The sequence below is a fragment of the Stenotrophomonas sp. GD04024 genome (assembly GCF_029837545.1).
Taxonomy (GTDB): Bacteria; Pseudomonadota; Gammaproteobacteria; order Xanthomonadales; family Xanthomonadaceae; genus Stenotrophomonas; species Stenotrophomonas forensis.
In genome coordinates this window covers 17,343-39,982 of the sequence record NZ_JAOEDV010000027.1, presented here as the reverse complement: position 1 = coordinate 39,982, position 22,640 = coordinate 17,343, and the positions used below count along the sequence as shown (strand labels likewise).

Genomic DNA, 22,640 nt, shown 5'->3' with positions numbered 1-22,640 from the left:
CGAAAGTAGGTGCACGTGAAACCATTCGCCGAACAGCAGAATGGCGCCCCTGCCCGTCCCAGCCGTCCCGGGCAGGCACGTAAGGCTCGCGTCGCACAAGGCCTCATCGTGTCCTGCCGCACGCTCTGCCGCATCGCCCGCCGGAACGAAAGATGCACCACCGCCAGCCTTTCACCATGCATTGACGCGCGCTCCCCAGAGTGGCGCCCCCAGAGATATCGCAATCCGTCGCGCTCGCTGCGCGGCGCGACGCACATCACATTCCGGGGAGTCACTGCATGTCTGCGTACGACCGTTTCATCGAAGATGCCGCAACACGCCTGGAGCTGGGCCATCGCGCCCGCTGGGTGGTGGAGGTCATCAGCGTCTGGATAACCTCCCATCACCAGGGCCTGGACGGTCTGCAGCAGCGGTTTGAACAGGCAGGTCTGGCCTCCCGTTTTCATTCCTGGCGGCAACCGGCAGCGTTGCGGCTGCCCATCGTCGCCAGTGAGCTCGAACGCGCGCTGGGCGCGCACACGCTGGCCATGATCGCGCACCGTTGTGGCATGTCACCCGGTGCTTTCAGGGTGGTCGCCTGCCATCTTCTGCCCGGGGTGGTCACGCTGATGGATGCGCCCGGCGGCCTGGTGCCTTCCCCCCATGTCCATCGCAGCATCGCGGGCCCATCGCCCCGGCGCATGACCGGCACGGTGCCATCGCGCGCGATGTATGGGAGGGCCGTGCGCAGCCTGTTGTGGCTGCTGGCCATCGTCGTTGTCCTTGGCCTCACCACCTGGCTGCAGCTGAAGGCCCGCACGCCCCTGTGGACGGTGCCGGACATTCCACTCGAACACGACGCCTACCTGTCCCTGCAGCAACACGGCACACAGATGCAGGTGCACGGCAACCTGCCCACCGAGGGGGATCGTCGCCGTATCTGGAGCACGCTGCTGGCGCTACACGGCCGGCAGAACGTGCAGGGCGGGATAACGCTGGACCCACGCGCACGCGCGCCGCGCTGGCTGGATCGCCTGATTGCCGATCTTCCGCAGCTGCAGGGCGACGGGCTGCGGCTGGAATTCGCCGGATCGCAGCTGCGCATCGACACATCGCTGATGGAGGACGCGCAGCGGCTGGCCATCTCGCACAGGTTGCGCCAGGACTTCCCGTCACTGGACATGAGCGGCCTGTGGGGCACGGGACTGGCGGCGCTGTCGCAGCTGCCGACGCACGCCGATGCCGCGCAGCGGATTGAAGCGCTGAACCAGACCACGCTGAAGTTCCACGCCGGTTCGTCCGAGTTGACCGGCGACTCGCGGCAGACCCTGGAGGCCGTCGCGGATGCGCTGCGCAGAGCGCCCGACGGCAAGCGCATTGAGATCGGCGCGCACACCGATGGTCGCGGCCACGCCCAAGCCAACCTGCAGCTCAGCCAGCAGCGCGCCGAGGCGGTATCACACGCGCTGCAGGCGCTGGGCGTCCCCGCCACCTCGCTGGTCGCGGTGGGCTACGGCCAGGACTGGCCGGTCGCCGACAATCGCAGCGACATCGGACGCGCGCAGAACCGTCGCATCGCCTATCAGCTGCTCGACTGAAAAAAGGGGACGGAGGGAATCAAGTCGTTTATGCATGAACGACTTGATTCCCTCCGTCCCCTTTTTGTTCAATCCAGGAAGCGCGCGGCCTGTTCTGGCGGCGGCAAAAGGCAGGCGTCATGCCGCCCGAACCAGCGGTAACGATTGCGCGCCAGCACCCCATACGCCGCATCACGCCAGCTTCGCGGTAGCGCACGCAGCACACCGCTCAGGCGCCAGGCGCCGCCCAACCCGGCCAGCACGCGCAGGATCGCGTCGGTGTCGGTCCATGCGCCCTGCGCATCCAGCAGCAGGAATGACCTGGGGTCCTGCGGATCCAGTCCATGCGCGCGCAGCAGCGCACTGCCCCGGGTGCCCTGCATCGCCGCGAAGCGATAGCGCCCGTTGGGATCGAAACGCAGCAGGAAGCGCACCCACCGGTTGCACAGCGCGCAGACACCGTCGAACACGATCACCGCGCCGTCGGCGGTGGTCTCACTGCGGTTCGAGCCAGCCTTCATAGCGGATCAGGGCTCCTGCCCAGGGCAAGGTCACATCAACCCGAAAAGTGTAACGCTGCCCCTGCCCTGCTTCGCGGCAGCGCACGCCGCCAAACCAGCGCGTGGGCAGCGGCAGCACCCCGAACGCCCACACCCGGCGCACCGACCAATCGATGCCGCCCTCGCGGGCCTGCAGGTCGAACTCGAAACGCACCGCGCCCAGCTGCTCACGCAGATGGCCCTCGTGCGCCCACAACCGCGACACCATCGGCCAGCGGCCGAACCGGCGCGCCCAGCGTTCGCCCTGCCCGTGTGCACTGAACACCACTTCGGTCGGCAGTGCCTCGCCCTCCCTCGGCAACTGCGCCAGGGCGGCCAGCAGCGGCACCAGCCAGTGCCGTCCGCGCTCGATCCGCGCCTGCCCCACGTAGCGGCAGGGCAGCGCAGCGGTATGCAGCGCCTGTACCGGCGCTGCCAGGGTGGCAAAGGCCGGCCCCAGCACGCGCGCGAACAGGGGCGTGCTCAGCGCGCGATCCAGGCCAGCGTCGCCATGCGCCCGGTGCGACGGTCGCGCCGGTGCGAGTACAGGTCCGGGTCGGCCATAGTCGACACCGTGCCGCCATACACCTGCGCCGGGTCCATGCCAGCGGCCTGCAGCCGTTGGCGGGCCAGGGTGAACAGGTCCACCTTCCAGTGCCCGGGCCGGGTCGCCGCGAAAGCCGCCTCCGCAGCCGGGTCGTGCCCGACAAAAGCGTGGAAGACCTCTTCGCCGATCTCGTAGTCTGCCGGCCCGGCGGCCGGGCCCAGCCAGGCCCGCAACTGCGCGGGCGGGGTCTGCAGGGCGGCCACGGTGGCCTCCAGCATGCCGTCGGCCAGCCCGCGCCAACCGGCATGGGCCGCGCCCACCTCGCTGCCATCGGCAGCGGCGAACACCACCGGCAGGCAATCCGCGGTCAGGATCGCCAGCACCACGCCCGGCACCGAAGTCACCGCGGCGTCGGCCACCGGCTCACTGGCGCCCAGCACCGGCGGCGCATCGAAGCGCAGCACGGTACTGCTGTGCACCTGGCGCAGCCAATGCGGCGCGGACGGCAGCGCCAATCCCTGCTGCAGCAGCTGGCGGTTGTGCTCGACATTGGCCGGGGTATCGCCATCGGCCGCGTGCCGGTTGCCCAGGTTGAACTGTGCGAACGGCGCCGGCGAGATGCCCGCGCCATGCCGGCGCGTGGTCAGCGCATGGACGCCTGCTGGCGCTGGCCAGTCGGCCTGCAGCAACGGCAGCGCGGCCGCCATCACCAGCGGTCCCGCTCGCGTGCGGCGAAGGCTTCGCTGTCTTCGCGCAGCACCTTCATCAGGTGCAGCATGTCTTCCGGCACCGGCGCGGTGTTGCGCACCGGCTCGCCGGTGATCGGATGGGTGAACTCCAGGGTCTCGGCGTGCAGGGCCTGGCGCTTGAAGCCGCGCAGCGCGGCCACCAGCTCGTCACTGGCGCCCTTGGGCAGCTTCAGCGCGCCGCCGTACAGCGGATCGCCGATGATCGGGTGGCGCACATGCGCCATGTGCACGCGGATCTGGTGGGTACGGCCGGTTTCCAGGCGGCACTCCAGCGCGGTGTGCGCACGGAAGCGCTCGCGCAGGCGGTAGTGGGTGATCGCTTCCTTGCCGTCCTCGCGCACGGCCATCTTCAGGCGGTCGCGCGGGTGGCGGTCGATCGGCGCATCGGCAGTACCGCCGGCCACCAGTGCGCCCATCACGATGGCCAGGTACTGGCGGTGCACGTCGCGTGCGGCCAGCTGCTCGACCAGCGCGGTCTGCGCCTCCAGGGTCTTGGCCACCACCATCACGCCGCTGGTGTCCTTGTCCAGGCGGTGCACGATGCCGGCGCGTGGCAGCACCGCCACCGACGGGTCGCGGAACAGCAGGGCATTGACCAGGGTGCCGCTGTGGTTGCCCGCGCCGGGGTGGACCACCAGCCCGACCGGCTTGTTGATCACCAGCAGGTGCTCGTCCTCGAACAGCACGTCCAGCGGGATGTCCTCCGGCTGGGCGTCGGTCTGGGTCTCGAGCACCACCGTGAGGGTGACCACCTCGCCGCCGCGCAGCGGGTCGCGCGGGCGCACCTGGGCGCCATCCAGCAGGACGTCGCCCGCCTTGATCCACTCGGTCAGGCGCGAACGCGAGTATTCGGGGAACAGTTCGGCCACGACGGCGTCGAAACGACGGCCGGCCGCGGTGTCGGGGACGATGGCCTGGCGGGCCGATTCAGAGGGTTGTTCAGACATGGCAGGGGGCATTCTTTGAAATTTTGGGGTCCCGGCGGCCGGTTTCAGTCGCTGGACAGGACACTAGGCTATCATCGACCCTTCGTATTCCAGCCGCGTCCCGCCTCGACCCCATGATCCGACGCTCCGCCATGCTCTCTGCGCCCGTCCGCCTCACCGCCCTGCTGCTGGTGCTGGTCATCGCCGCCACCGGCTGCCACCGTGGCGCCAAGAAGGGCGATCGCCCCGATGAAGGGACGCCGGTCGAACAGTTGTACGAGAAGAGCCACAAGCTGATGCAGGGTGGCAACTGGAGCGGTGCTGAGACCAGCTTCCGCCGCCTGGTGGCCCAGTATCCGTACGGTCCCTATACCGAGCAGGCGATGATCGAAACCGCCTACGCCCAGTACAAGGCCGGCAAGCACGACGATGCGGTGTCCAGCATCGACCGCTTCATCCGCACCTACCCGACCCACCGCAACATCGCGTACCTGTACTACCTGCGCGGTCTTGCCAACTCCAACCGCAGTACGGTTTTCCTGCGACGCGTATGGTCGCTGGACGCCAGCCGCCGCGACCTGTCCACGCCGCATCAGGCGTATTCGGACTTCAACATCGTGGTCGACCGCTACCCGAACAGCCGCTATGCCGCCGATGCGCGCAGCCGCATGCTGGAACTGCGTGACGTGTTTGCCCAGCACGAGCTGGACAACGCCCTGTACTACATGCGCCGCGGCGCCTGGGTCTCGGCGGCCGGCCGCGCCAACTACCTGCTGGAAACCTACCCGCAGAGCGCGTTCCAGTACGATGCCGTCGCCGTCCTTGCCGATTCCTACACCCACCTGGGCAACAAGACCCTGGCCGACGACGCCCGCCGCGTCCTGCAGCTGAACCAGCCGGACCACCCGTGGCTGGAAGGCAAGTGGCCGAAGTACCCGTGGATGATCCGCAAGCTGAACCCGTTCGCCGGCGAGAAGTCCGCCAGCACCGGCCAGCGCAACGCGCGACTGGAAAAGAAATAAGAAAGGGCCCCGCAAGGGGCCCTCTTCTTTTCTAGCGGTAGTGCCGGCCGCTGGCCGGCAACCCGATGGCCTGTCTGAGGGCCATGCAACAGCCGGCCAGTGGTCGGCTCCAGCCATCGGCCGGGCCACGCCCGGCGCCCCTGCCTCAGCCCTTGTAGCCGTTGCTGATCGGGTAGCGACGCTCGCGCCCGAACGCACGCCGCGATACCTTCGGGCCTGGTGCGGCCTGGTGCCGCTTCCACTCGCTGATGCGCACCAGGCGCAGCACGCGGTCGACCACGGCCGCATCGTAGCCGGCGGCCACGATCTCCCCGCGCGACTGCTCCTGATCGATGTAGCGGTACAGGATGCCGTCCAGCACGTCGTAGGCCGGCAGCGAATCCTGGTCCAGCTGGTTCTCGCGCAGTTCGGCCGACGGCGGGCGGCTGATCACCGCCGGCGGGATCACCGGCGCGCCACCCACGGTATTGCGCCACTTGGACAGGCCGAACACTTCGGTCTTGTACAGGTCCTTCAGCGGCGCATAGCCCCCGCACATGTCGCCGTAGATGGTGGCGTAGCCCACCGCGTACTCGCTCTTGTTGCCGGTGGTCAGCAGCAGTCCGCCGAACTTGTTGGCCAGCGCCATCAGGATCACGCCGCGGCTGCGCGACTGCAGGTTCTCCTCGGTCACGTCCGGCGTGGTGCCTTCGAACATCGGCGCCAGCGATTCCATCAGGCCCTTGAATGCCGGCTCGATCGACACCGCTTCCAGCTTCACCCCCAGCGCCTGGCACTGCTCGGTGGCCAGGTCGTTGGACAGGCCAGCGGTATAGCGCGACGGCAGGCGCACGGCGGTCACGTTCTCCGCGCCCATCGCATCCACCGCCAGCGCCAGCACCAGGGCCGAGTCGATGCCGCCGGACAGGCCCAGCCACACCTTCTTGAAGCCGTTCTTGCGGCAGTAGTCCTGGATGCCGCGCGTCACCGCACGCCAGGCCAGCGCGTCCATGCTCTCGTCGCCGTCGTCCATCCACACGTGCGGCAGGAACCGGCGGCTCTGGCCGTCGTAGTCCACCACCAGCCATTGGTCGACGAAGGCAGCGGCCGCCGGGTGCACGGTGCCGTCGCCATCGGCCACCACCGAGGCGCCATCGAACACCAGCGCATCCTGCCCCCCCACCACGTTGAGGTAGGCGATCGCCGCCCCGCTCTCGCGGGTGCGCGCGGCCAGCACCGCGTCGCGCTGGGCGTGCTTGCCACGCTCGTACGGCGACGCGTTGGGTACCACCACCAGCTGCGCACCGGCGCGCACGGTATCGGCCAGCGGTTCGGCGAACCACAGGTCCTCGCAGATCAGCAGTCCCACCGGAACGCCATTGACCTCGAACACGCAGCTGCCGCCGTCCGGGTCCACATCGAAGTAGCGACGCTCGTCGAATACCGCGTAGTTGGGCAGCTCGCGCTTGCGGTAGGTCTGCTCGACCAGGCCATCGCGCAGCACGCTGGCGGCGTTGTAGACCACCGCGCCGGCGGCCTGCGGCCAACCGACCACGGCGGTGATGCCGCGGCAGGCGGCGGCAATGCGGCCCATCGCCTGCTCGCACTCGTACAGGAAGCCCGGGCGCAGCAGCAGGTCCTCCGGCGGGTAACCGCTCACGGCCAGCTCGGGGAACATCACCAGCTCGGCGCCGTACTCGTCGCGCGCCTGGCCGATCATCTCGATGATGCGCTCGGTATTGCCGGCGACATCGCCGACCGGGAAGTCGAACTGCGCCATCGCGATGCGGATCGAAGCCATGGGAATCCAGCCTGTGGTTGCAATGCGCCCATTGTAGCGCCGCACCGTGTACGCACCCTGCCCAGCAGATCCACGCCATGGGTGGATGGGGTTGCCCGGATGGCCTGGACACCCGACGCAGAAAGGCCGCCCGGGGGCGGCCTTTCTGTTTCAAGCAGCCGGCCAGCGGCCGGCTCTACAGAATCGTCTGCCGGAGGCAGTCGATCTTATTTCACCAGCTTGGCGATGGCAGCGCCCAGGTCGCCCGGCGAACGCACGGTGACGACGCCAGCGGCTTCCATGGCGGCGAACTTGCCTTCCGCCGTGCCCTTGCCACCCGAGGCGATCGCACCGGCGTGGCCCATGCGCTTGCCGGCCGGAGCCGATGCACCGGCGATGAAACCGACGACCGGCTTCTTCACGTGGTTCTTGATGTACTCGGCACCGGCTTCTTCAGCGTCACCGCCGATTTCGCCGACCATGATGATGCCTTCGGTCTGCGGGTCTTCGTTGAACAGCTTCAGGCAGTCGACGAAGTTCAGGCCGTTGATCGGGTCACCACCGATGCCGATGCAGGTGGACTGGCCCAGGCCGACTTCGGTGGTCTGCTTGACCGCTTCATAGGTCAGGGTGCCCGAACGCGACACGATGCCGATCTTGCCCGGCTGGTGGATGTGGCCCGGCATGATGCCGATCTTGCACTCACCCGGGGTGATGACGCCCGGGCAGTTCGGCCCGATCAGCACGGTGTCCGGATGCGAACGGGTCAGCACGTTCTTGACGCGCAGCATGTCCAGCACCGGGATGCCTTCGGTGATGCAGACGATGACCTTGATACCGGCAGCAGCGGCTTCCAGGATCGCGTCAGCAGCGTACGGCGGCGGCACGTAGATGACCGAAGCGTTGGCGCCGGTGCTCTGCACGGCGTCGGCAACGGTGTTGAAGACCGGCAGGTCGATATGGGTGGTGCCACCCTTGCCCGGGGTCACGCCGCCCACAACCTGGGTGCCGTACTCGATCATCTGAGTGGCGTGGAAGGTGCCCTGCTGGCCGGTGAAGCCCTGCACGATCACCTTGGTGTTCTTGTTGATCAAAACAGACATTGGAATTCCTTGGTGTCGGTATCAGGCGGCGTTCTTGACAGCTTCAACGATCTTCTTGGCGCCATCGTTGATGTTGTCAGCCGGGATGATGGCCATGCCGCTGTCGCGCAGCAGCTGCTTGCCTTCTTCCACGTTGGTGCCTTCCAGGCGCACCACGACCGGAACCTTGACGCCCACTTCCTTCACGGCGGCGATGATGCCTTCGGCAATCATGTCGCAGCGGACGATGCCGCCGAAGATGTTGACGAAGATGCCTTCGACCTTGTCCGAGGACAGGATCAGCTTGAAGGCTTCGATGACGCGCTGCTTGTTGGCACCGCCGCCCACGTCCAGGAAGTTCGCCGGCTCGCCGCCGTTGAGCTTGATGACGTCCATGGTGGCCATGGCCAGGCCGGCGCCGTTCACCATGCAGCCGATGTTGCCGTCCATGGTGACGTAGTTGATGTCCAGCTCCGAAGCGATCACTTCGGTCGGATCTTCCTGGGTCTTGTCGCGCATGGCGACCAGCGCCTTCTGGCGGAACGCGGCGTTGTCGTCGCTGTCGAACTTGCCGTCCAGCGCGTACAGGTTGCCGTCGTCCAGGATGGCCAGCGGGTTGATTTCAACCAGGGCCAGGTCCTTCTCGTTGAACAGGCGGTACAGGTTCACCATGATGCTGGCGAACTGGCCGGCCTGCTTGGCGGTCAGGCCCAGCTTGAAGCCGAAATCACGGCCGTGGTAACCCTGCACGCCTTCGACGAAGTCGACGTTCAGCGAGTGGATCAGCTCCGGGGTTTCAGCAGCGACCTGCTCGATTTCCACGCCGCCTTCCGAAGAGGCGATGTAGGTGATGGTCTTGGTGCCACGGTCGACCAGCACCGACAGGTACAGTTCCTTGACGATCTCGCCGGCGGTGGTCACCAGCACCAGGTTGACCGGCAGTTCAACGCCAGCGGTCTGGTAGGTGGCCATCTTGGTGCCGAGCATCTTGGCCGCAGCGGCCTTCACGTCGTCGGTGGTCTTGCAGAACTTGACGCCGCCAGCCTTACCGCGGCCGCCAGCGTGGATCTGCGCCTTGACCATCCAGGGGCCCTGGCCCAGGGAGTTGGCAGCGGCAACCGCTTCGTCCGGGGTCGCAGCGACCTTGCCGGCCGGGACCGGGATGCCGTACTCGGCAAGCAGTTGTTTTGACTGGTATTCGTGGAAATTCATGCGTCACCGTGGGAATAGGAACGACCGCACGCAATTCCTCAGGGCCCCGGCGGGGCGCCGGCATGGACCGCGGCGGGCCCACTATTGTGGCCGAGCCAGCGCCGGGGCGCAAAGAAGTCTGTACAAAACGCCAGACCCGGCCAGATTTCCACCGTCATTCAGGCAGTTGCGCCGGGCCCGGCGCTGGCCACCGGTGTCCGCGGGCGGCCAAATGCGCGATCCGGGCCACTCCCACGGCACGCTTTGCGGGGGCCTATACTGGTCAGCCAGGGTGTGCAGCGTCGAGCCTGCTCGACCGCTTCCACCACGGGCCACATAGAAGCGACGCGCCGGCCCGGCTTCAGGGGACGCCGGACCGGTGCATCGCAGATTCCAGACCCAGGCAGCCAGAAGGGGAGTTCCGGCGTGTCACCCAGTGCTTCATTGATCGACCGCATCGAATCGATCCCGCGGCGTGAGCTGTATTTCTTCGCGCTGTACCGGGTGCTGATCGCAACCGTCATCGCCGCCCTGCTCTACAGCCCTCTGTCCGGCCTGGTCGGCGAGGCCCATCACCCGCGGCTGGCCGATGTGGTTGCGGTCATCTATCTGGCGTTGTCGCTGCTGGCCCTGGTGATCGGCCGCAACGAACGCTGGCTGCGGCCGATCGTGGTCAGCGGCGTGCTGGTGGACATCGTTGCCGCCACCCTGCTGTCGCATGCCCTGCCCGGTGCAAGCGCCGGCATCTCGATGTCGCTGCTGTTCAACATCGCCGCCGCCGCCACCCTGCTGCCACTCAGCCTCGGCCTGGGCCTGGCGCTGGCCGCCAGCCTGGCCACCGGCGTCGAATACACCTGGAAGCTGCTGGAAGGCGGCGACCCCACCCGCACCCTGGCCGAGCTGGCGATGTTCACCACCAGCTACCTGGCCCTGGCCTTCATCAGCTACCAGGTCGGCAACCGCGCCCGCCGCAACCAGCAGCTGGCCAACCAGCGCGGCGACGAAGTAGCCAACCTGTTCCAGATCAACGAACTGATCATCCGCCGCATGCGCACCGGCGTGCTGGTGGTGGACGCCGACAACCGCATCACCCTGGCCAACGAGGCCGCCTCGATGCTGCTGGGCGACAGCGACGGCAACGGCGAGAGCGGGCGCCTGGACCTGGCCAGCGCCGCGCCGGAACTGACCCGCCGCCTGCAGCGCTGGCGCAATGGCTGGGCACAGGACGAACTGCCGCTGCAGCTCAACCCCGACCAGCCGGAAGTGCAGCCGCGCTTCGCGCGCCTGCTGGCCGGCAGCGACCTGGCGCTGGTGTTCCTGGACGATTCCAGCGTGGTGTCCCGCCGCGCCGAATCGCTCACCCTGTCGGCGATGGGCCGCTTCTCGGCCAGCCTCGCCCACGAGATCCGCAACCCGCTGGCGGCCATCAACTATGCCGTGCAGCTGCTCGAGGAAGGCACCGGCTTCAACGAAAGCGAGCGCCGACTGCTGCAGATCATCCGCCAGCAATGCCAGCGCACCAACGGCATCGTCGAAAGCGTGCTGGGGCTGGCCCGACGCGAGCGCGCCACGCCCGAGAACGTGGACCTGGCCGCCTTCGTGCGCCGCTTCGTGCTGGAGTACAAGCAGGGGCAGACGCTGGAGACGGACAGCATCGAACCGATCATCAATGACACCGCGGTGATGGCCCAGGTCGATACCCGCCACCTGTACCAGGTGCTGACCGTGCTGGTGCACAACGCGCTCAAGTACGGGCGCATCGGCCAGCAGCCGGCGCGGGTGCGCCTGCGCGTGGCCCAGCACGAGCGCAGCGCGGTGATCGACGTGATGGACCGCGGCCCGGGCATTCCCGAGAGCGTGGCCGCGCAGTTGTTCCGCCCGTTCTTCACCACGTCCGAGCACGGCACCGGCCTGGGCCTGTATATCGCCCGCGAGCTGTGCCGGGCCAACCAGGCGCGGCTCGACTACATCCCGGTGCCGGCCGGTGGCTCCTGCTTCCGCCTGGTGCTGCCCGGTCCGCACACGCTGCTGCCCACCTGATTCCGATTCCGTGCGTCAAACATTTGTCGCATCCAGCCCCCTCGTTTATCTTTCACGCCCATGAACGAAACCCGCAGCGCCCTCGTCGTCGACGACGAACGCGACATCCGCGAACTGCTGGTACTGACCCTCGGCCGCATGGGGCTGCGCATCAGTACCGCCGCCAACCTGGCCGAAGCACGTGAACTGCTGGCCAGCAATCCGTATGACCTGTGCATCACCGACATGCGCTTGCCGGATGGCAACGGCATCGAACTGGTCAGCGAGATCGCCCAGCACTATCCGCGCACGCCGGTGGCGATGATCACCGCCTTCGGCAGCATGGATCTGGCGGTGGAAGCGCTGAAGGCCGGGGCCTTCGACTTCGTCAGCAAGCCGGTGGACATCTCGGTGCTGCGCGGCCTGGTCAAGCACGCACTGGAACTCAACAACACCGAACGCCCCACGCCCGGCCCCAGTGCCGAACAGGGTGCGCGCCTGCTCGGCGATTCGCCGGCCATGGACGTGCTGCGCACCACCATCGGCAAGGTCGCGCGCAGCCAGGCGCCGGTCTACATCCTGGGCGAGTCCGGGGTGGGCAAGGAGTTGGTCGCGCGCACCATCCATGCCCAGGGCGCGCGTGCGGCCGGCCCGTTCGTGCCGGTCAACTGCGGCGCCATCCCCGGCGAGCTGATGGAGAGTGAATTCTTCGGCCATCGCAAGGGCAGTTTCAGCGGCGCGCACGCCGACAAGCCGGGCCTGTTCCAGGCTGCCCATGGCGGCACCCTGTTCCTGGACGAAGTGGCCGAACTGCCGCTGCAGATGCAGGTGAAGCTGCTGCGCGCGATCCAGGAAAAATCGGTGCGCGCGGTCGGTGCACCCAACGAGGAACCGGTGGACGTGCGGATTCTCTCGGCCACCCACCGCGACCTGGCGGAACTGGTCGAAGACGGGCGCTTCCGCCACGACCTGTACTACCGCATCAACGTGATCGAACTGAAGGTGCCGCCGCTGCGTGAGCGCCGCCAGGACCTGCCGGAACTGGCCGCGGCAGTGCTGGCGCGGCTGGCCCGCAGCCATGGCCGCGCCACCCCGCTGCTGGCGCCGTCGGCACTGGAGGCGCTGGCCCAGTATGCCTTCCCCGGCAATGTGCGCGAGCTGGAGAACATCCTGGAACGTGCGCTGGCACTGGCCGAGGAAGACTGCATCGGTGCCGATGACCTGCGCCTGCCGCAGCACGCCCCGCGCGCCCCAGGCAGTGCCGCCCCGGCCGAAGCGGTGGCCGACCTGCAGCCGGGCAGCGCCGCCCTGCCCTCCTACATCGAGCAGCTCGAGCGCAGCGCCATCCAGCGCGCGCTGGAAGAGAACCGCTGGAACAAGACCCGCACCGCCGCGCAGCTGGGCATCACCTTCCGCGCGCTGCGCTACAAGCTGAAGAAGCTGGGAATGGAGTAGAGCCGGGACCACGCAGTCCCGATCACGAACGCAGACCCAAGCGGTAGTGCCGGCCGCTGGCCGGCAACCTCATGCATCGCGGCATCCACGCATGGCGTGGATCTACCTCAATCCTTGGTGACGCGATTGATCTCGGCCAGGCTGGTAATGCCCGCGGCCGCCTTCTTCAATGCCGACTGCCGCAGATCATTCACGCCGATCTGCTGCGCCGCTTCGGCAATCTGCAGCGCGTTGCCGCCCGCCAGCACGATCGTGGCGATCTCATCGGTCATCGGCATCACCTGGTAGATGCCGGTGCGGCCCTTGTAGCCCTCGGTGCACTCGTCGCAGCCGACCGCCTCGTACAGCTGGATGCCCGCATCCAGCTGCGCCTGGGTGAAGCCCTCGGCCAGCAGCGCATGCTCGGGCAGCGTGGCCAGGCGCTTGCAGTTGCCACACAGGCGGCGCGCCAGGCGCTGGGCGATCACCAGCGTCACCGAGCTGGTGATGTTGTACGGCGCGATGCCCATGTTCATCAGGCGCGCGATGGTCTGCGGCGCATCGTTGGTATGCAGCGTGGACAGCACCATGTGGCCGGTCTGCGCCGCCTTGATCGCAATCTCCGCCGTTTCCAGGTCGCGGATTTCGCCGACCATGATGATGTCCGGGTCCTGGCGCAGGAACGAGCGCAGCGCAGCGGCAAAGGTCATGCCGCGCTTGTTGTTCTGCTGCACCTGGTTGACGCCGGGCAGGCGGATTTCCACCGGGTCTTCGGCGGTGGAGATGTTGCGCGTCTCGTCGTTGAGGATGCCCAGCGCCGTATACAGCGACACGGTCTTGCCCGAACCGGTCGGGCCGGTCACCAGCACCATGCCGTAGGGCTTGTGGATGGCATCCTGGAACAGCTTCTGCTGGTCCGGCTCGTAGCCCAGCTTGTCGATGCCCAGCTTGGCCGCACTGCCATCCAGGATACGCAGCACCACCTTCTCGCCGAACAGGGTCGGCAGTGTGCTCACGCGGAAGTCGATCTGCTTGGTCTTGGACAGGTTGAGCTTGATGCGGCCGTCCTGCGGCACGCGCTTCTCGGCGATGTCCAGCTGCGCCATCACCTTCAGGCGCGCGGCGATGCGCTGATTGAGCTTCACCGGCGCGCGCGCCACCATCTTCAGCAACCCGTCGATGCGCAGGCGCACCCGGTAGTCGTCTTCATAGGGCTCGAAGTGGATGTCCGAGGCGCCCTTGCGGATGGCATCGACCAGCACCTTGTTGACGAACTTCACCACCGGGGTGTCGTCGCCCTTGGCATCGATTCCGGAATCACCGCCGGTGCCCAGGTCCTCGTCACCGGCGGAGACCTCCAGGTTGCCCATGCCTTCGTCGTCACCGCCCAGCGCGTCACCGAGCGTGTCGTGGCTGGCATGCCACTGCTCCAGCGTACGGCGGATCTGGTCTTCATCCACCAGGATCGGTTCCACCACCAGATTGGTGTGGAACTTGATCTCATCCAGCGAGTGGGTCGGGTTGCTGGTACCGACGAACAGCTTGCCGCCGCGTTTGAACAGCGGCAGCACGTTGTGCTTGCGCAGCAGTTCCTCGCTGACCAGGTTCATCGCGTTCTGGTTGGCGTCGAAGGTGGAGACATCGAACAGCGGCATGCCGAACTCGACCGCATTGGCCGCGGCCAGCTGCGCGGCACCGACCACCCTGTTCTGGGCGAACCAGGTTGGCAGAGGCTGGCGTGCGGCGGCAGCCTTGGCCATGGCATCGCGTGCGCCCGCTTCATCCAGGGCGCCGTCCTGGACCAGGCGGCGGGCCAGGCCGGTGATGCCGACGAGGTTGGCGGTGGTTACAGCATTCATATGAATCCTTGGCTCATGGGTCTGGCGGTACCACGCACCTTCCAGAGGCGCAGCACCGGGCAGCAGAACCTGCCACGGCCCCGTGACCGTCGGCATTGCCCATCCATAAGCAACACTGCCATGCCTGAACCTTCCGGCCCGGCAGGCATGATCCTGACTCCCCCGGGCATGATAGCCCCGTCAACGACCCGCCAACATCCCATTGGCGGGCCGGATTTCACTCAACAGCCTGCCGGACGATACCGCGCTTCGAAGGCACTGCCATCGCAGCTCCAGATGCCATCCGCCGCACGGCGGAGGATCAGATCCTTGCCCTGCACCGCGCTACCACCTTGCAGCGTGCAGGTAATGCTGCCGACACCCGCACTGTCCAGCTTCGCTTCAATCGTCGGGCAACGCTGTGTCGGCACAAGGCCGATATAGGCTGCCGTTACAACACTTGCATCTTTCGCATCCTGCGCCACGTACTCCATCGTGGTTTTCCCCGGTCGGATATCCGCCAGAGCAGCACCTACCTGTGCCTTGGCCATGTAGACCTGGTAAAGAGGCACAGCGATGGCAGAGAGGATTGCGATGATCGCGATGACGATCATCAGTTCGATGAGGGTGAACCCCTCTTCGTTTGGATGCTTCATGACCAGTCTGTCCCCAAACAGATTGTCTAAACCTAACCTTCGGACCCGTTGCTTCAACGTACCGATATCCCATAAACAAGAGCCCCGCATCGCGGGGCTCTTGCTCACATCATGAAAACCCGTAATCGATTACGGGTTTGCTGCGGCTTCGCCACAACCGGCCGGACGATACTTATCTTCCAAGTCAGTGGTGCAGGTCCAAGCACCGGCTGCACTGCGGTTCAGGGTGACATTCTTGGTCGCAACCTTGGAATTGCCCTTCAGCACGCAAGCAATCGAAGCGGTGCCGTCCTCGGCATCGCCGGTACCGGAGATGGCGCAGCGCTCAGTCGCCGCCGTCAGACCGATGCCAGCAGCGTCGGCGTAGCTCTTGCCTTCATTCAGCAGAACTTCGGCCTGGGTCTTGCCCGGGGTGATTTCAGCGAGGCCGGCAGTGGCCTGCGACTTGGCCACGTAGTCCTGGTACATCGGCAGAGCGATGGCGGCCAGGATGGCGATGATCGCGACGACGATCATCAGTTCGATAAGGGTGAAGCCCTTCTGGTTCTTCATTGTGGTACATCCCCAAGATAGTGGTGGTTGATATCAGCGGACAGGTTCGGTCCGGCCAGCGGCCAGTTGAGCGGGTCCTGCCCCCTGCGGGTGGATCAACGCAGGTTGCGTGCCAACCCCGGCACGCCTCCCCCTGGATTTCCCCGCGCCCATGATGGCAGCAATTCTGCGGATGGGAACCCCCCATATCCGAATCTGCGATGGACGCGGCAATGTGACGCAGTGCGTCACCTTTGGCCGGCCCCCGGCACGAAATCGCACGCTGGGCCGCCTTCCAACTGCCCAGACGGCCATGAACCGGCTACCATCGACGGCTAGACGCCCGCTGGGGATGGCGGGTCTTGGGGAGCCTATATGTCTGTCAGTGGCAGTGCGATCAAGAAGGAGCCCGTGGCGCGCAGCACCACGGAGCTGCAGCCGTTTGTCTGGGAGGGGACCGACAAGCGCGGAGTGAAGATGAAGGGTGAGCAGATGGCAAAGAACGCCAATCTGCTCAGGGCCGAACTACGCCGACAGGGCATCAACCCGGGCCAGGTCAAGGTCAAGCCCAAACCGCTTTTTGGTGCGGCAGGCAGCAAGATATCGCCGAAGGACATCGCCTTCTTCAGCCGCCAGATGGCGACCATGATGAAATCCGGCGTGCCGATCGTAACGGCGCTGGACATCATCGGCAGCGGGCACAAGAACCCGCGCATGAAGAAGATGGTGGACTCGCTCCGCACCGATATCGAGGGCGGTTCTTCGCTCTACGAGGCGGTCAGCAAGCACCCGGTGCAGTTCGATGAGCTGTACCGGAATCTGGTCAAGGCCGGTGAAGGCGCCGGTGTACTGGAGACGGTGCTTGATACCGTCGCTACCTACAAAGAGAACATCGAAGCCCTGAAGGGCAAGATCCGCAAGGCGATGTTCTACCCGGCCATGGTGCTGGCAGTCGCACTGATCGTCAGCGGCATCCTGCTGGTATGGGTTGTGCCGCAGTTCGAAGACGTGTTCAAGGGCTTCGGCGCGGACCTGCCGGCCTTCACGCAGATGATCGTCAACATGTCCCGGTTCATGGTGTCGTGGTGGTGGCTGATACTCATCGTCATCATCGGCTCCATCTTCGGCTTCATCGCCGCCTACAAGCGCTCGCCCAAACTGCAGCACACGATGGATCGGCTGGTCCTGAAGGTACCGGTGATCGGGCAGCTGATGCACAACAGTGCTATCGCCCGCTTCTCCCGTACAACGGCCGTCACCTTCAAGGCAGGTGTCCCGCTGGTGGAGGCGCTGGGCATCGTGGCCGGTGCCACCGGCAATACGGTGTACGAGGAGGCCGTCCTTCGCATGCGAGACGATGTCTCGGTGGGCTACCCCGTGAATGTGGCGATGAAGCAGCGCAACCTGTTCCCGCACATGGTCATCCAGATGACCGGCATCGGCGAAGAGGCCGGCGCCCTGGATGCGATGCTGTTCAAGGTGGCCGAGTACTATGAGCAGGAGGTCAACAATGCCGTTGACGCCCTGAGCAGCCTGCTGGAGCCGATCATCATGGTGATCATTGGTACCATCGTCGGCGGCATGGTCATTGGCATGTACCTGCCGATCTTCAAGCTCGCTTCCGTCGTCGGATAACACATACATGGCTTTTCTCGACCAGCATCCCGGCCTCGGCTACCCCGCCGTGGCCGCCCTGGGACTGCTGCTGGGCAGTTTCCTGAACGTCGTCATCCTGCGCCTGCCCAAGCGGCTGGAGTGGCAGTGGAAGCGCGATGCGCGCGAAGTCCTGGAGGAACCGGACTACTACGAACCGCCCCCACCGGGCATCGTGGTCGAGCCTTCGCACTGCCCGCACTGCAAGCACAAGCTGAGCTGGTACGAGAACATTCCCCTGTTCAGCTGGGTCATCCAGGGCGGCAAGTGCCGCCACTGTAAGGCGCCGATCTCGCTGCAGTACCCGCTGGTGGAGGCCATGACCTCGCTGCTGGTACTGGCCTGTGTCTGGCAGTTCGGCTTCGGCTGGCAGGGCTTCGGTGCCATCGTGCTGACCTGCTTCCTGATCGCCCTGTCCGGCATCGACCTGCGCACCCAGTTGTTGCCGGACCAGTTGACCCTGCCCCTGATGTGGCTGGGATTGATAGGCAGCATCGACAACCTGTACATGCCGGCCAAGCCCGCCCTGATCGGCGCAGCGCTGGGCTACCTGTCGCTTTGGGCGGTCTGGTGGCTGTTCAAGCAGCTGACCGGCAAGGAAGGCATGGGCCACGGCGATTTCAAGCTGCTGGCGGCACTCGGTGCCTGGTGCGGGCTGAAGGGCATCCTCCCGATCATCCTGCTGTCCTCGGTGCTGGGCGCCATCATCGGCTCGATCTGGCTGTACAGCCGGGGCCGTGATCGCGCCACGCCCATCCCGTTCGGGCCCTACCTGGCCATCGCCGGCTGGCTGTACTTCATGTGGGGCGGGCCGTTGGTGGAGCAGTATCTGGTCCTGAGCGGCCTGCGCTGAGGGGATTCCCCATGAGCCGGTACGTGGTTGGCCTGACCGGCGGCATCGCCGCCGGCAAGAGCGAGGTGACCCGGCGCTTCGAGGCGCTGGGCATCGTGGTGGCCGACGCCGATCTGGCCGCGCGCGCCGTGGTGGCCGCCGGCAGCCCGGCGCTGGGCCGTATCGCCGAACGCTTCGGCGCTGACATGCTGCTGGCCGACGGCAGCCTGGACCGGGCGCGCCTGCGCGCCCACGTCTTCGCCGACCCGGCCGAACGGGTGGCGCTGGAAGCCATCACCCACCCCGCCATCCGCCTGCTGATGCAACAGCAGTGCGAGCAGGCCACAAGCCCCTATGCGATTGCCGCCATTCCACTGCTGACCGAGGTTGGCGGACGCCAGGCCTATCCGTGGCTGGACCGGGTACTGCTGGTGGATGCCCCCGAAGCCGTGCAGCACGCGCGGCTGATGCAGCGCGATGGTATCGACGCCGCACTGGCCGACCGGATGATTGCCGCGCAGGCCAGCCCTGCGCAGCGGTTGGCGCTGACCGATGACGTGGTGGTCAATGATGGGCGGCCGGAGGATCTGCAGGTGCAGGTGGAACAGTTGCATGCGCGGTATCTGGGCTTGGCCGCGGGCTGAGACCTGGTTGCCGGCCAGCGGCCGGCACTACCGAAGCGCGTCCACGCACCGCGCGGCGCTACTCCACCTGTTGCCGCGCGTGGCGGACCAGCTCTCGGGCGCCCAACAGCAAGCCATCAACCACATCCGGGCTGAGCTGCTGGTGGGCACCGCCCTGCTCGCGTGCGGCTGCAGCGGCGTGCAGCACCTGGACCAGCACATCCAGGCCCGCCAACGTACGCCCGAGCCCAGCCCGGGTTGCGGCCTGCGCGGGGCTAAGACCCTGCACATCGCACCGCCGGCCATCCGGGCCGTCATGGCCATCCATGCGAGCCAGCAGGGTAGGCAACAGGTCTTCGGGGTCATCGAGCAGGGCTTCGAGCCGCTCGGCCGCATTGGCAGGCAGCCGGTTGGCGGCATCGCCAATCAGGGCGGAAAGATGGGGAAATTCGGGGCGTGCGGACATGGTGAGTTCCTCGCAGACGGCAAGCCACCTGCAGAAGCAAGGTGGCGGACGGTGCGGGTTGGCGTACCGGACAACTCCCAGATGGATGAAAACTCCGGCGGATTCTGACGAATCCCCACGCACCGTCCGCCATAAGACAGACGCGGTGCATTGTCCGCGACGCCGCGCAGGGCATCGGAAGCTTTCCATCTTGGAGTTGATTTCAGGACGCCAATCCCGGCCAAGGCACCCGCCCCGGCCCAGCCATCACGCCACCTCACGAAGCGCATTTCTGTAGGGAAAATCGCCACTGCAAGGATTCGTGCAACGACACACGCCAGAGGCGCGCAACGCATCACACAGGTGTCGCGATGCACCTCGGCGCTGAGCCGCACCAGTAGCGCCGAGCACGCCGGTTACGACACTCCGCGCGCTCCCTAGGCGGCCGCCTCCTCCGCACGCTGCCACCTGCGTGCCGATGCCTCGGCCACCGTCACGCCGGGCGGATTGAGATAGCAGGTGCGCCAGCGCAGATAGCCCCACTGCCAGTGGTACTCGCGCCCGGTCAGCTGCAATGCTTCATCGAAGTCGTCGGGGCGCTGCCGCCAGTCAGTCAGCGCTTCCAGCTCCTGCACCGACATTCCCAACGGCACCCGCGGCTGGAACATCTGCCCGGAGCGTTGCATGCGCTCGCGCTCCTGCCGATGGGACCGCTCAATCGCATCCAGCTCGCGCATCCGCTGCTGATACGCCTCACGCTCGCGCCGCTGCACGTGAACCCACTCGTCATCGTCCAGCCCGAACGGCTTGAACCACGCCCGCGAGTCGTGCACGTATCCATCCAGAAACGCTGCCACGGGTGCCGGCGGGGCCTGCCGCGAGTCCCAGATCGCTTGGATCTGGCCATCCAGCCACTGCTGTTCCTTTTTGCCCCGCAACCTCGCCTGCACGAAATCCTGCACGGGAATACCCTGGAACCGAGGCGGCGTGGCCATGCCGTGGTGGGCCGCGTAAGGTTCCTCGGTGCGCAGGCGGGCCGTGGCGTTGTTGTAGCGCATCGCCCGCGCCTCCTGCACCAGCTCGGCATTGCCGCCACCCAGGTCCGCGCGGTCCTGCTCAGGCGCCTGCAGGTAGCCCGGCAGGCGATCGAAGTCATCCAGATGCTGCCGACGCCACAGCAGGTACTGGCGATAATGGGCATACATCAGCACCGCGGTGCGGTTGGCCTTGGCGGCGGGGGTGCTGGCCGGCAGGAACGGCGCCATCGCCTGCAGGTACGCGTTGTAGTGCTGGCGCAGTTTCGGGGAGACCTCGAACTGAGCGGCGGTTTCCTTATCCGCTTCGTCCATCGGCAGCAACGGCACCCCTGCTGCCAGCGCATGCCGGTACATGTCGCATAGCGGAATCTGCGAAAGCTTGTCGGCATCCTTCGGCGAACGCCCCTGCTCACCGGGCGTGTAGCCGCCGCCCACATCCGAATGTACCCCGGGGTAGATGATCTGCTCGCAGTTCGCGCCGTCCACCAGGTCCACCGGGAACGAACCGCGTACTTCATGCGCAGCCACCATATGCACACAGCGGCGTACATCGGCTGGAATGCGCAGGTCTTCGGCCGACGCCCAACCACCGTGGCCATCGAACATCGACTCAAAGAAGCTCTGCGCGGCACCTACCGACGCGACCGTATCGAACAAGCCGACGAAATCGATCTGCACCGGAATTCCACACAAGCGCAGGGGCCCGGGACCTGGGTCGCACGCATCGCCGAGCCAGTTGCAGAACACGCGCGCCTCGGTGGCGCCGCGCGAGAAGCCGAACACCGATATACGGATGCGGTCTACACGGGGATTCTGTTTCTGGAACGGGGCCACCTTCTTCGCAAGAAAAGCGCGTCGCTCCTGCAAGACTGCCCGGCGCCCCACGTGATCGGCGCGCGCCAGATGGGTTCCGCGCACCCGCTGCAACGCGCCCACCATGTTCCAGAAGCCGCCGCTCAGTGAGTTGCGAAGATCGATTTCCTCCTGCCCTTGGTTGACCGCTAGGTAGTTGGACAGCGACATCCGCGCCGCCTGCGCCAAGCGCTCTACGTCCTGCAGGTGCAAGCGGAGATCGGCACTCATCTTGCGCGCGATGGGGACGGTGGAATCGAAGCCCATCGCGGTCGTGACGGTTGTCTCTGCAAAATGGGTCAAGAGGTGGTCCTGGACCTTCATCAGCATCCAATTCACCCGACCCTCGCCGCCCCAGCCCGCCGCCGCGCCGGCACGGGCATGCCAGCCGGTGCCGGTGTCGCCAATTTCTCTCAGCGCCTCGGTGCCGACGCCTTGGATGTAGCTCGCAAAATTGGTTGGCCGACGACCAATTCCTTTGGCTCGCCCTAGATCATAGACGTCGAAGAGTCGAGACACATTGCTCTCGCTCATGTCCTTACGCTTCTTCGATGCCAGCCTGTGATTACGAGTCCCATCGAAGAAGCAGCCCATTGACACGTCTACTCCGCAATCCGTTTCAGTCCCCATACGGGAAGAGGAGTATCTCCCTAGTTCAGTCAAACTGAGTTGCGCCGAAGGATCTGACACCGGAGGCGCCACATTTACTCTCATTCTGTCACCCCGCCCCTTGCCGTCACCTCAAGAAATCCATTGATCTTTTCTGGATCACGCTCGCTGTCGGCAAAATCAAGATCGTAAGCAAATTTAGGGAAACCCGGAAAATATGGCGTAGCTATGACCCTCACCTCATCATCAGGGAAATACATAAAGAAGATGAAACCATCCAAGAAGGGCTTGTAGTGCGGCACAAAAATCTCCTTCTCAATATAGCTATGCGGATCCTTAAGGAACATGCTACTCGTACGGTAAGCAACCGTTACTTTCAGGCCCGGATGCCAAAGCCGAGGAAGCGTCACGCAGCAGGTTCGGCCATTGCTACTGGCTCGGGCACGCATCGCACCACCCCACGCATCATTGATGAAGACTTTTCCTAATCCCTCATCAGAGTAGTTCGCAATTCCAATCATCAGATGCATTTCTGACGGCGCGTCGGTGATATCGTGGCCAGACGCAGCGTCAATGATGCGTGGCTTCGGAGGACTGGGCGGTGGTGGACCCATCCTGAAATCCATGAACTTCAGCACCAGACCCGCCAAGGCAAACAGCGCAAGCCCGATCAGTGCAATCCTGACAAACACCTTTTTCACCACGGCCATTCGCTCAACGCCCTTCATTCAAACGCACCC

At 65.9% G+C, this 22,640-nt stretch carries 20 protein-coding genes; 8 read left to right on the top strand and 12 right to left on the bottom strand.

Annotation, left to right across the window (positions count from 1 at the left end; translation table 11 throughout):
- The first annotated feature begins 278 nt into the window (after window positions 1-278).
- Window positions 279-1,577, top strand: coding sequence for an OmpA family protein (locus N7590_RS11095; protein ID WP_164242405.1), 1,299 nt, complete (start codon window positions 279-281; stop codon window positions 1,575-1,577).
- A 68-nt stretch (window positions 1,578-1,645) separates the two neighbouring features.
- On the opposite strand, the gene N7590_RS11090 is transcribed toward N7590_RS11095, so the two are convergent.
- From N7590_RS11090 to rluD, 4 genes are read right to left on the bottom strand one after another with little or no spacing between them, the layout of a single operon-like run.
- Window positions 1,646-2,077, bottom strand: coding sequence for a thiol-disulfide oxidoreductase DCC family protein (locus tag N7590_RS11090; RefSeq protein ID WP_164242406.1), 432 nt, complete (start codon window positions 2,075-2,077; stop codon window positions 1,646-1,648).
- Window positions 2,052-2,558 (bottom strand): DUF4166 domain-containing protein, encoded by a 507-nt coding sequence (locus N7590_RS11085; protein ID WP_164242408.1) that lies wholly within the window; start codon window positions 2,556-2,558, stop codon window positions 2,052-2,054. The genes N7590_RS11090 and N7590_RS11085 overlap by 26 nt, the downstream gene beginning before the upstream one ends.
- A 20-nt stretch (window positions 2,559-2,578) precedes the next feature.
- Window positions 2,579-3,349 (bottom strand): peptidoglycan editing factor PgeF, encoded by a 771-nt coding sequence (gene pgeF / locus N7590_RS11080; protein WP_164242410.1) that lies wholly within the window; start codon window positions 3,347-3,349, stop codon window positions 2,579-2,581.
- Entirely contained in the window at window positions 3,349-4,338 is a 990-nt protein-coding gene (gene rluD / locus N7590_RS11075; RefSeq protein ID WP_080357259.1) for a 23S rRNA pseudouridine(1911/1915/1917) synthase RluD, read from the bottom strand. Before rluD ends, pgeF begins: the two co-directional genes overlap by 1 nt.
- 113 nt (window positions 4,339-4,451) lie before the next feature.
- On the opposite strand from rluD, the gene N7590_RS11070 reads away from it, so the two are divergent.
- A complete protein-coding gene (locus N7590_RS11070; RefSeq protein ID WP_004154436.1) occupies window positions 4,452-5,339 on the top strand; it encodes an outer membrane protein assembly factor BamD in 888 nt (295 codons plus the stop codon).
- 145 nt (window positions 5,340-5,484) lie between these two features.
- Here the strand turns inward: N7590_RS11070 and N7590_RS11065 are convergent, their stop codons facing one another.
- The 3 genes from N7590_RS11065 to sucC all read right to left on the bottom strand — a co-directional run bounded on the left by N7590_RS11065 (window position 5,485) and on the right by sucC (window position 9,392).
- A complete protein-coding gene (locus N7590_RS11065; RefSeq protein ID WP_279935494.1) occupies window positions 5,485-7,119 on the bottom strand; it encodes an NAD+ synthase in 1,635 nt (544 codons plus the stop codon).
- Window positions 7,120-7,325: 206 nt separating this feature from the next.
- The gene (gene sucD, locus N7590_RS11060; protein WP_005410793.1) at window positions 7,326-8,201 is read right to left on the bottom strand and encodes a succinate--CoA ligase subunit alpha; all 876 of its coding nucleotides are present in this window, start codon (window positions 8,199-8,201) and stop codon (window positions 7,326-7,328) included.
- Window positions 8,202-8,222: 21 nt separating this feature from the next.
- Window positions 8,223-9,392: an ADP-forming succinate--CoA ligase subunit beta gene (sucC, locus tag N7590_RS11055; RefSeq protein ID WP_004154430.1), complete on the bottom strand. Its 1,170-nt coding sequence runs from the start codon at window positions 9,390-9,392 to the stop codon at window positions 8,223-8,225.
- Between the two features lie 405 nt (window positions 9,393-9,797).
- On the opposite strand from sucC, the gene N7590_RS11050 reads away from it, so the two are divergent.
- Together N7590_RS11050 and N7590_RS11045 are read left to right on the top strand one after the other, a co-directional pair.
- Window positions 9,798-11,411 (top strand): ATP-binding protein, encoded by a 1,614-nt coding sequence (locus tag N7590_RS11050; protein ID WP_164242417.1) that lies wholly within the window; start codon window positions 9,798-9,800, stop codon window positions 11,409-11,411.
- A gap of 60 nt (window positions 11,412-11,471) precedes the next feature.
- Window positions 11,472-12,845, top strand: a complete 1,374-nt coding sequence (locus N7590_RS11045; RefSeq protein ID WP_053510575.1) for a sigma-54 dependent transcriptional regulator — start codon at window positions 11,472-11,474, stop codon at window positions 12,843-12,845.
- Window positions 12,846-12,952: 107 nt separating this feature from the next.
- On the opposite strand, the gene pilB is transcribed toward N7590_RS11045, so the two are convergent.
- The 3 genes from pilB to N7590_RS11030 all read right to left on the bottom strand — a co-directional run bounded on the left by pilB (window position 12,953) and on the right by N7590_RS11030 (window position 15,870).
- Entirely contained in the window at window positions 12,953-14,683 is a 1,731-nt protein-coding gene (gene pilB / locus N7590_RS11040; RefSeq protein ID WP_164242418.1) for a type IV-A pilus assembly ATPase PilB, read from the bottom strand.
- A gap of 221 nt (window positions 14,684-14,904) precedes the next feature.
- Entirely contained in the window at window positions 14,905-15,318 is a 414-nt protein-coding gene (locus tag N7590_RS11035) for a pilin (RefSeq protein WP_053510599.1), read from the bottom strand.
- A gap of 129 nt (window positions 15,319-15,447) precedes the next feature.
- Window positions 15,448-15,870 carry a pilin gene (locus tag N7590_RS11030; RefSeq protein ID WP_004154422.1) on the bottom strand — a complete coding sequence of 141 codons (423 nt, stop codon included), beginning with the start codon at window positions 15,868-15,870 and terminating at the stop codon, window positions 15,448-15,450.
- 354 nt (window positions 15,871-16,224) lie between these two features.
- Here N7590_RS11030 and N7590_RS11025 point away from each other — a divergent pair, with 354 nt between their 5' ends.
- The 4 genes from N7590_RS11025 to N7590_RS11010 are packed head-to-tail and all read left to right on the top strand — an operon-like array spanning window position 16,225 to window position 19,531.
- Window positions 16,225-17,484, top strand: coding sequence for a type II secretion system F family protein (locus tag N7590_RS11025; RefSeq protein ID WP_053510579.1), 1,260 nt, complete (start codon window positions 16,225-16,227; stop codon window positions 17,482-17,484).
- Window positions 17,485-17,491: 7 nt separating this feature from the next.
- Complete coding sequence (locus tag N7590_RS11020; RefSeq protein WP_279935493.1) at window positions 17,492-18,355, top strand: A24 family peptidase; 864 nt, start codon at window positions 17,492-17,494, stop codon at window positions 18,353-18,355.
- A gap of 11 nt (window positions 18,356-18,366) precedes the next feature.
- Entirely contained in the window at window positions 18,367-18,978 is a 612-nt protein-coding gene (coaE, locus tag N7590_RS11015; protein ID WP_164242420.1) for a dephospho-CoA kinase, read from the top strand.
- Complete coding sequence (locus N7590_RS11010; RefSeq protein WP_279935492.1) at window positions 18,947-19,531, top strand: hypothetical protein; 585 nt, start codon at window positions 18,947-18,949, stop codon at window positions 19,529-19,531. The genes coaE and N7590_RS11010 overlap by 32 nt, the downstream gene beginning before the upstream one ends.
- A 308-nt stretch (window positions 19,532-19,839) precedes the next feature.
- Here N7590_RS11010 and N7590_RS11005 read toward each other — a convergent pair whose 3' ends face one another.
- Both N7590_RS11005 and N7590_RS11000 read right to left on the bottom strand, forming a co-directional pair.
- Window positions 19,840-21,825 carry a DUF2235 domain-containing protein gene (locus N7590_RS11005; protein ID WP_239544457.1) on the bottom strand — a complete coding sequence of 662 codons (1,986 nt, stop codon included), beginning with the start codon at window positions 21,823-21,825 and terminating at the stop codon, window positions 19,840-19,842.
- 176 nt (window positions 21,826-22,001) lie between these two features.
- Window positions 22,002-22,628 (bottom strand): DUF3304 domain-containing protein, encoded by a 627-nt coding sequence (locus tag N7590_RS11000; RefSeq protein WP_164242274.1) that lies wholly within the window; start codon window positions 22,626-22,628, stop codon window positions 22,002-22,004.
- Window positions 22,629-22,640: the final 12 nt, after the last annotated feature.

Bases quoted from the DNA above. Each gene is read 5' to 3' on its own strand.
- N7590_RS11005 (WP_239544457.1), bottom strand. From the start codon at position 21,825: ATGAGCGAGAGCAATGTGTCTCGACTCTTCGACGTCTATGATCTAGGG.
- rluD (WP_080357259.1), bottom strand. From the start codon at position 4,338: ATGTCTGAACAACCCTCTGAATCGGCCCGCCAGGCCATCGTCCCCGAC.
- N7590_RS11065 (WP_279935494.1), bottom strand. From the start codon at position 7,119: ATGGCTTCGATCCGCATCGCGATGGCGCAGTTCGACTTCCCGGTCGGC.
- N7590_RS11095 (WP_164242405.1), top strand. From the start codon at position 279: ATGTCTGCGTACGACCGTTTCATCGAAGATGCCGCAACACGCCTGGAG.
- N7590_RS11045 (WP_053510575.1), top strand. From the start codon at position 11,472: ATGAACGAAACCCGCAGCGCCCTCGTCGTCGACGACGAACGCGACATC.
- pilB (WP_164242418.1), bottom strand. From the start codon at position 14,683: ATGAATGCTGTAACCACCGCCAACCTCGTCGGCATCACCGGCCTGGCC.
- N7590_RS11025 (WP_053510579.1), top strand. From the start codon at position 16,225: ATGTCTGTCAGTGGCAGTGCGATCAAGAAGGAGCCCGTGGCGCGCAGC.
- pgeF (WP_164242410.1), bottom strand. From the start codon at position 3,349: ATGGCGGCCGCGCTGCCGTTGCTGCAGGCCGACTGGCCAGCGCCAGCA.
- sucD (WP_005410793.1), bottom strand. From the start codon at position 8,201: ATGTCTGTTTTGATCAACAAGAACACCAAGGTGATCGTGCAGGGCTTC.
- coaE (WP_164242420.1), top strand. From the start codon at position 18,367: ATGAGCCGGTACGTGGTTGGCCTGACCGGCGGCATCGCCGCCGGCAAG.
- sucC (WP_004154430.1), bottom strand. From the start codon at position 9,392: ATGAATTTCCACGAATACCAGTCAAAACAACTGCTTGCCGAGTACGGC.
- N7590_RS11030 (WP_004154422.1), bottom strand. From the start codon at position 15,870: ATGAAGAACCAGAAGGGCTTCACCCTTATCGAACTGATGATCGTCGTC.
- N7590_RS11070 (WP_004154436.1), top strand. From the start codon at position 4,452: ATGATCCGACGCTCCGCCATGCTCTCTGCGCCCGTCCGCCTCACCGCC.
- N7590_RS11020 (WP_279935493.1), top strand. From the start codon at position 17,492: ATGGCTTTTCTCGACCAGCATCCCGGCCTCGGCTACCCCGCCGTGGCC.
- N7590_RS11000 (WP_164242274.1), bottom strand. From the start codon at position 22,628: ATGAAGGGCGTTGAGCGAATGGCCGTGGTGAAAAAGGTGTTTGTCAGG.
- N7590_RS11035 (WP_053510599.1), bottom strand. From the start codon at position 15,318: ATGAAGCATCCAAACGAAGAGGGGTTCACCCTCATCGAACTGATGATC.
- N7590_RS11090 (WP_164242406.1), bottom strand. From the start codon at position 2,077: ATGAAGGCTGGCTCGAACCGCAGTGAGACCACCGCCGACGGCGCGGTG.
- N7590_RS11010 (WP_279935492.1), top strand. From the start codon at position 18,947: ATGCGCGGTATCTGGGCTTGGCCGCGGGCTGAGACCTGGTTGCCGGCC.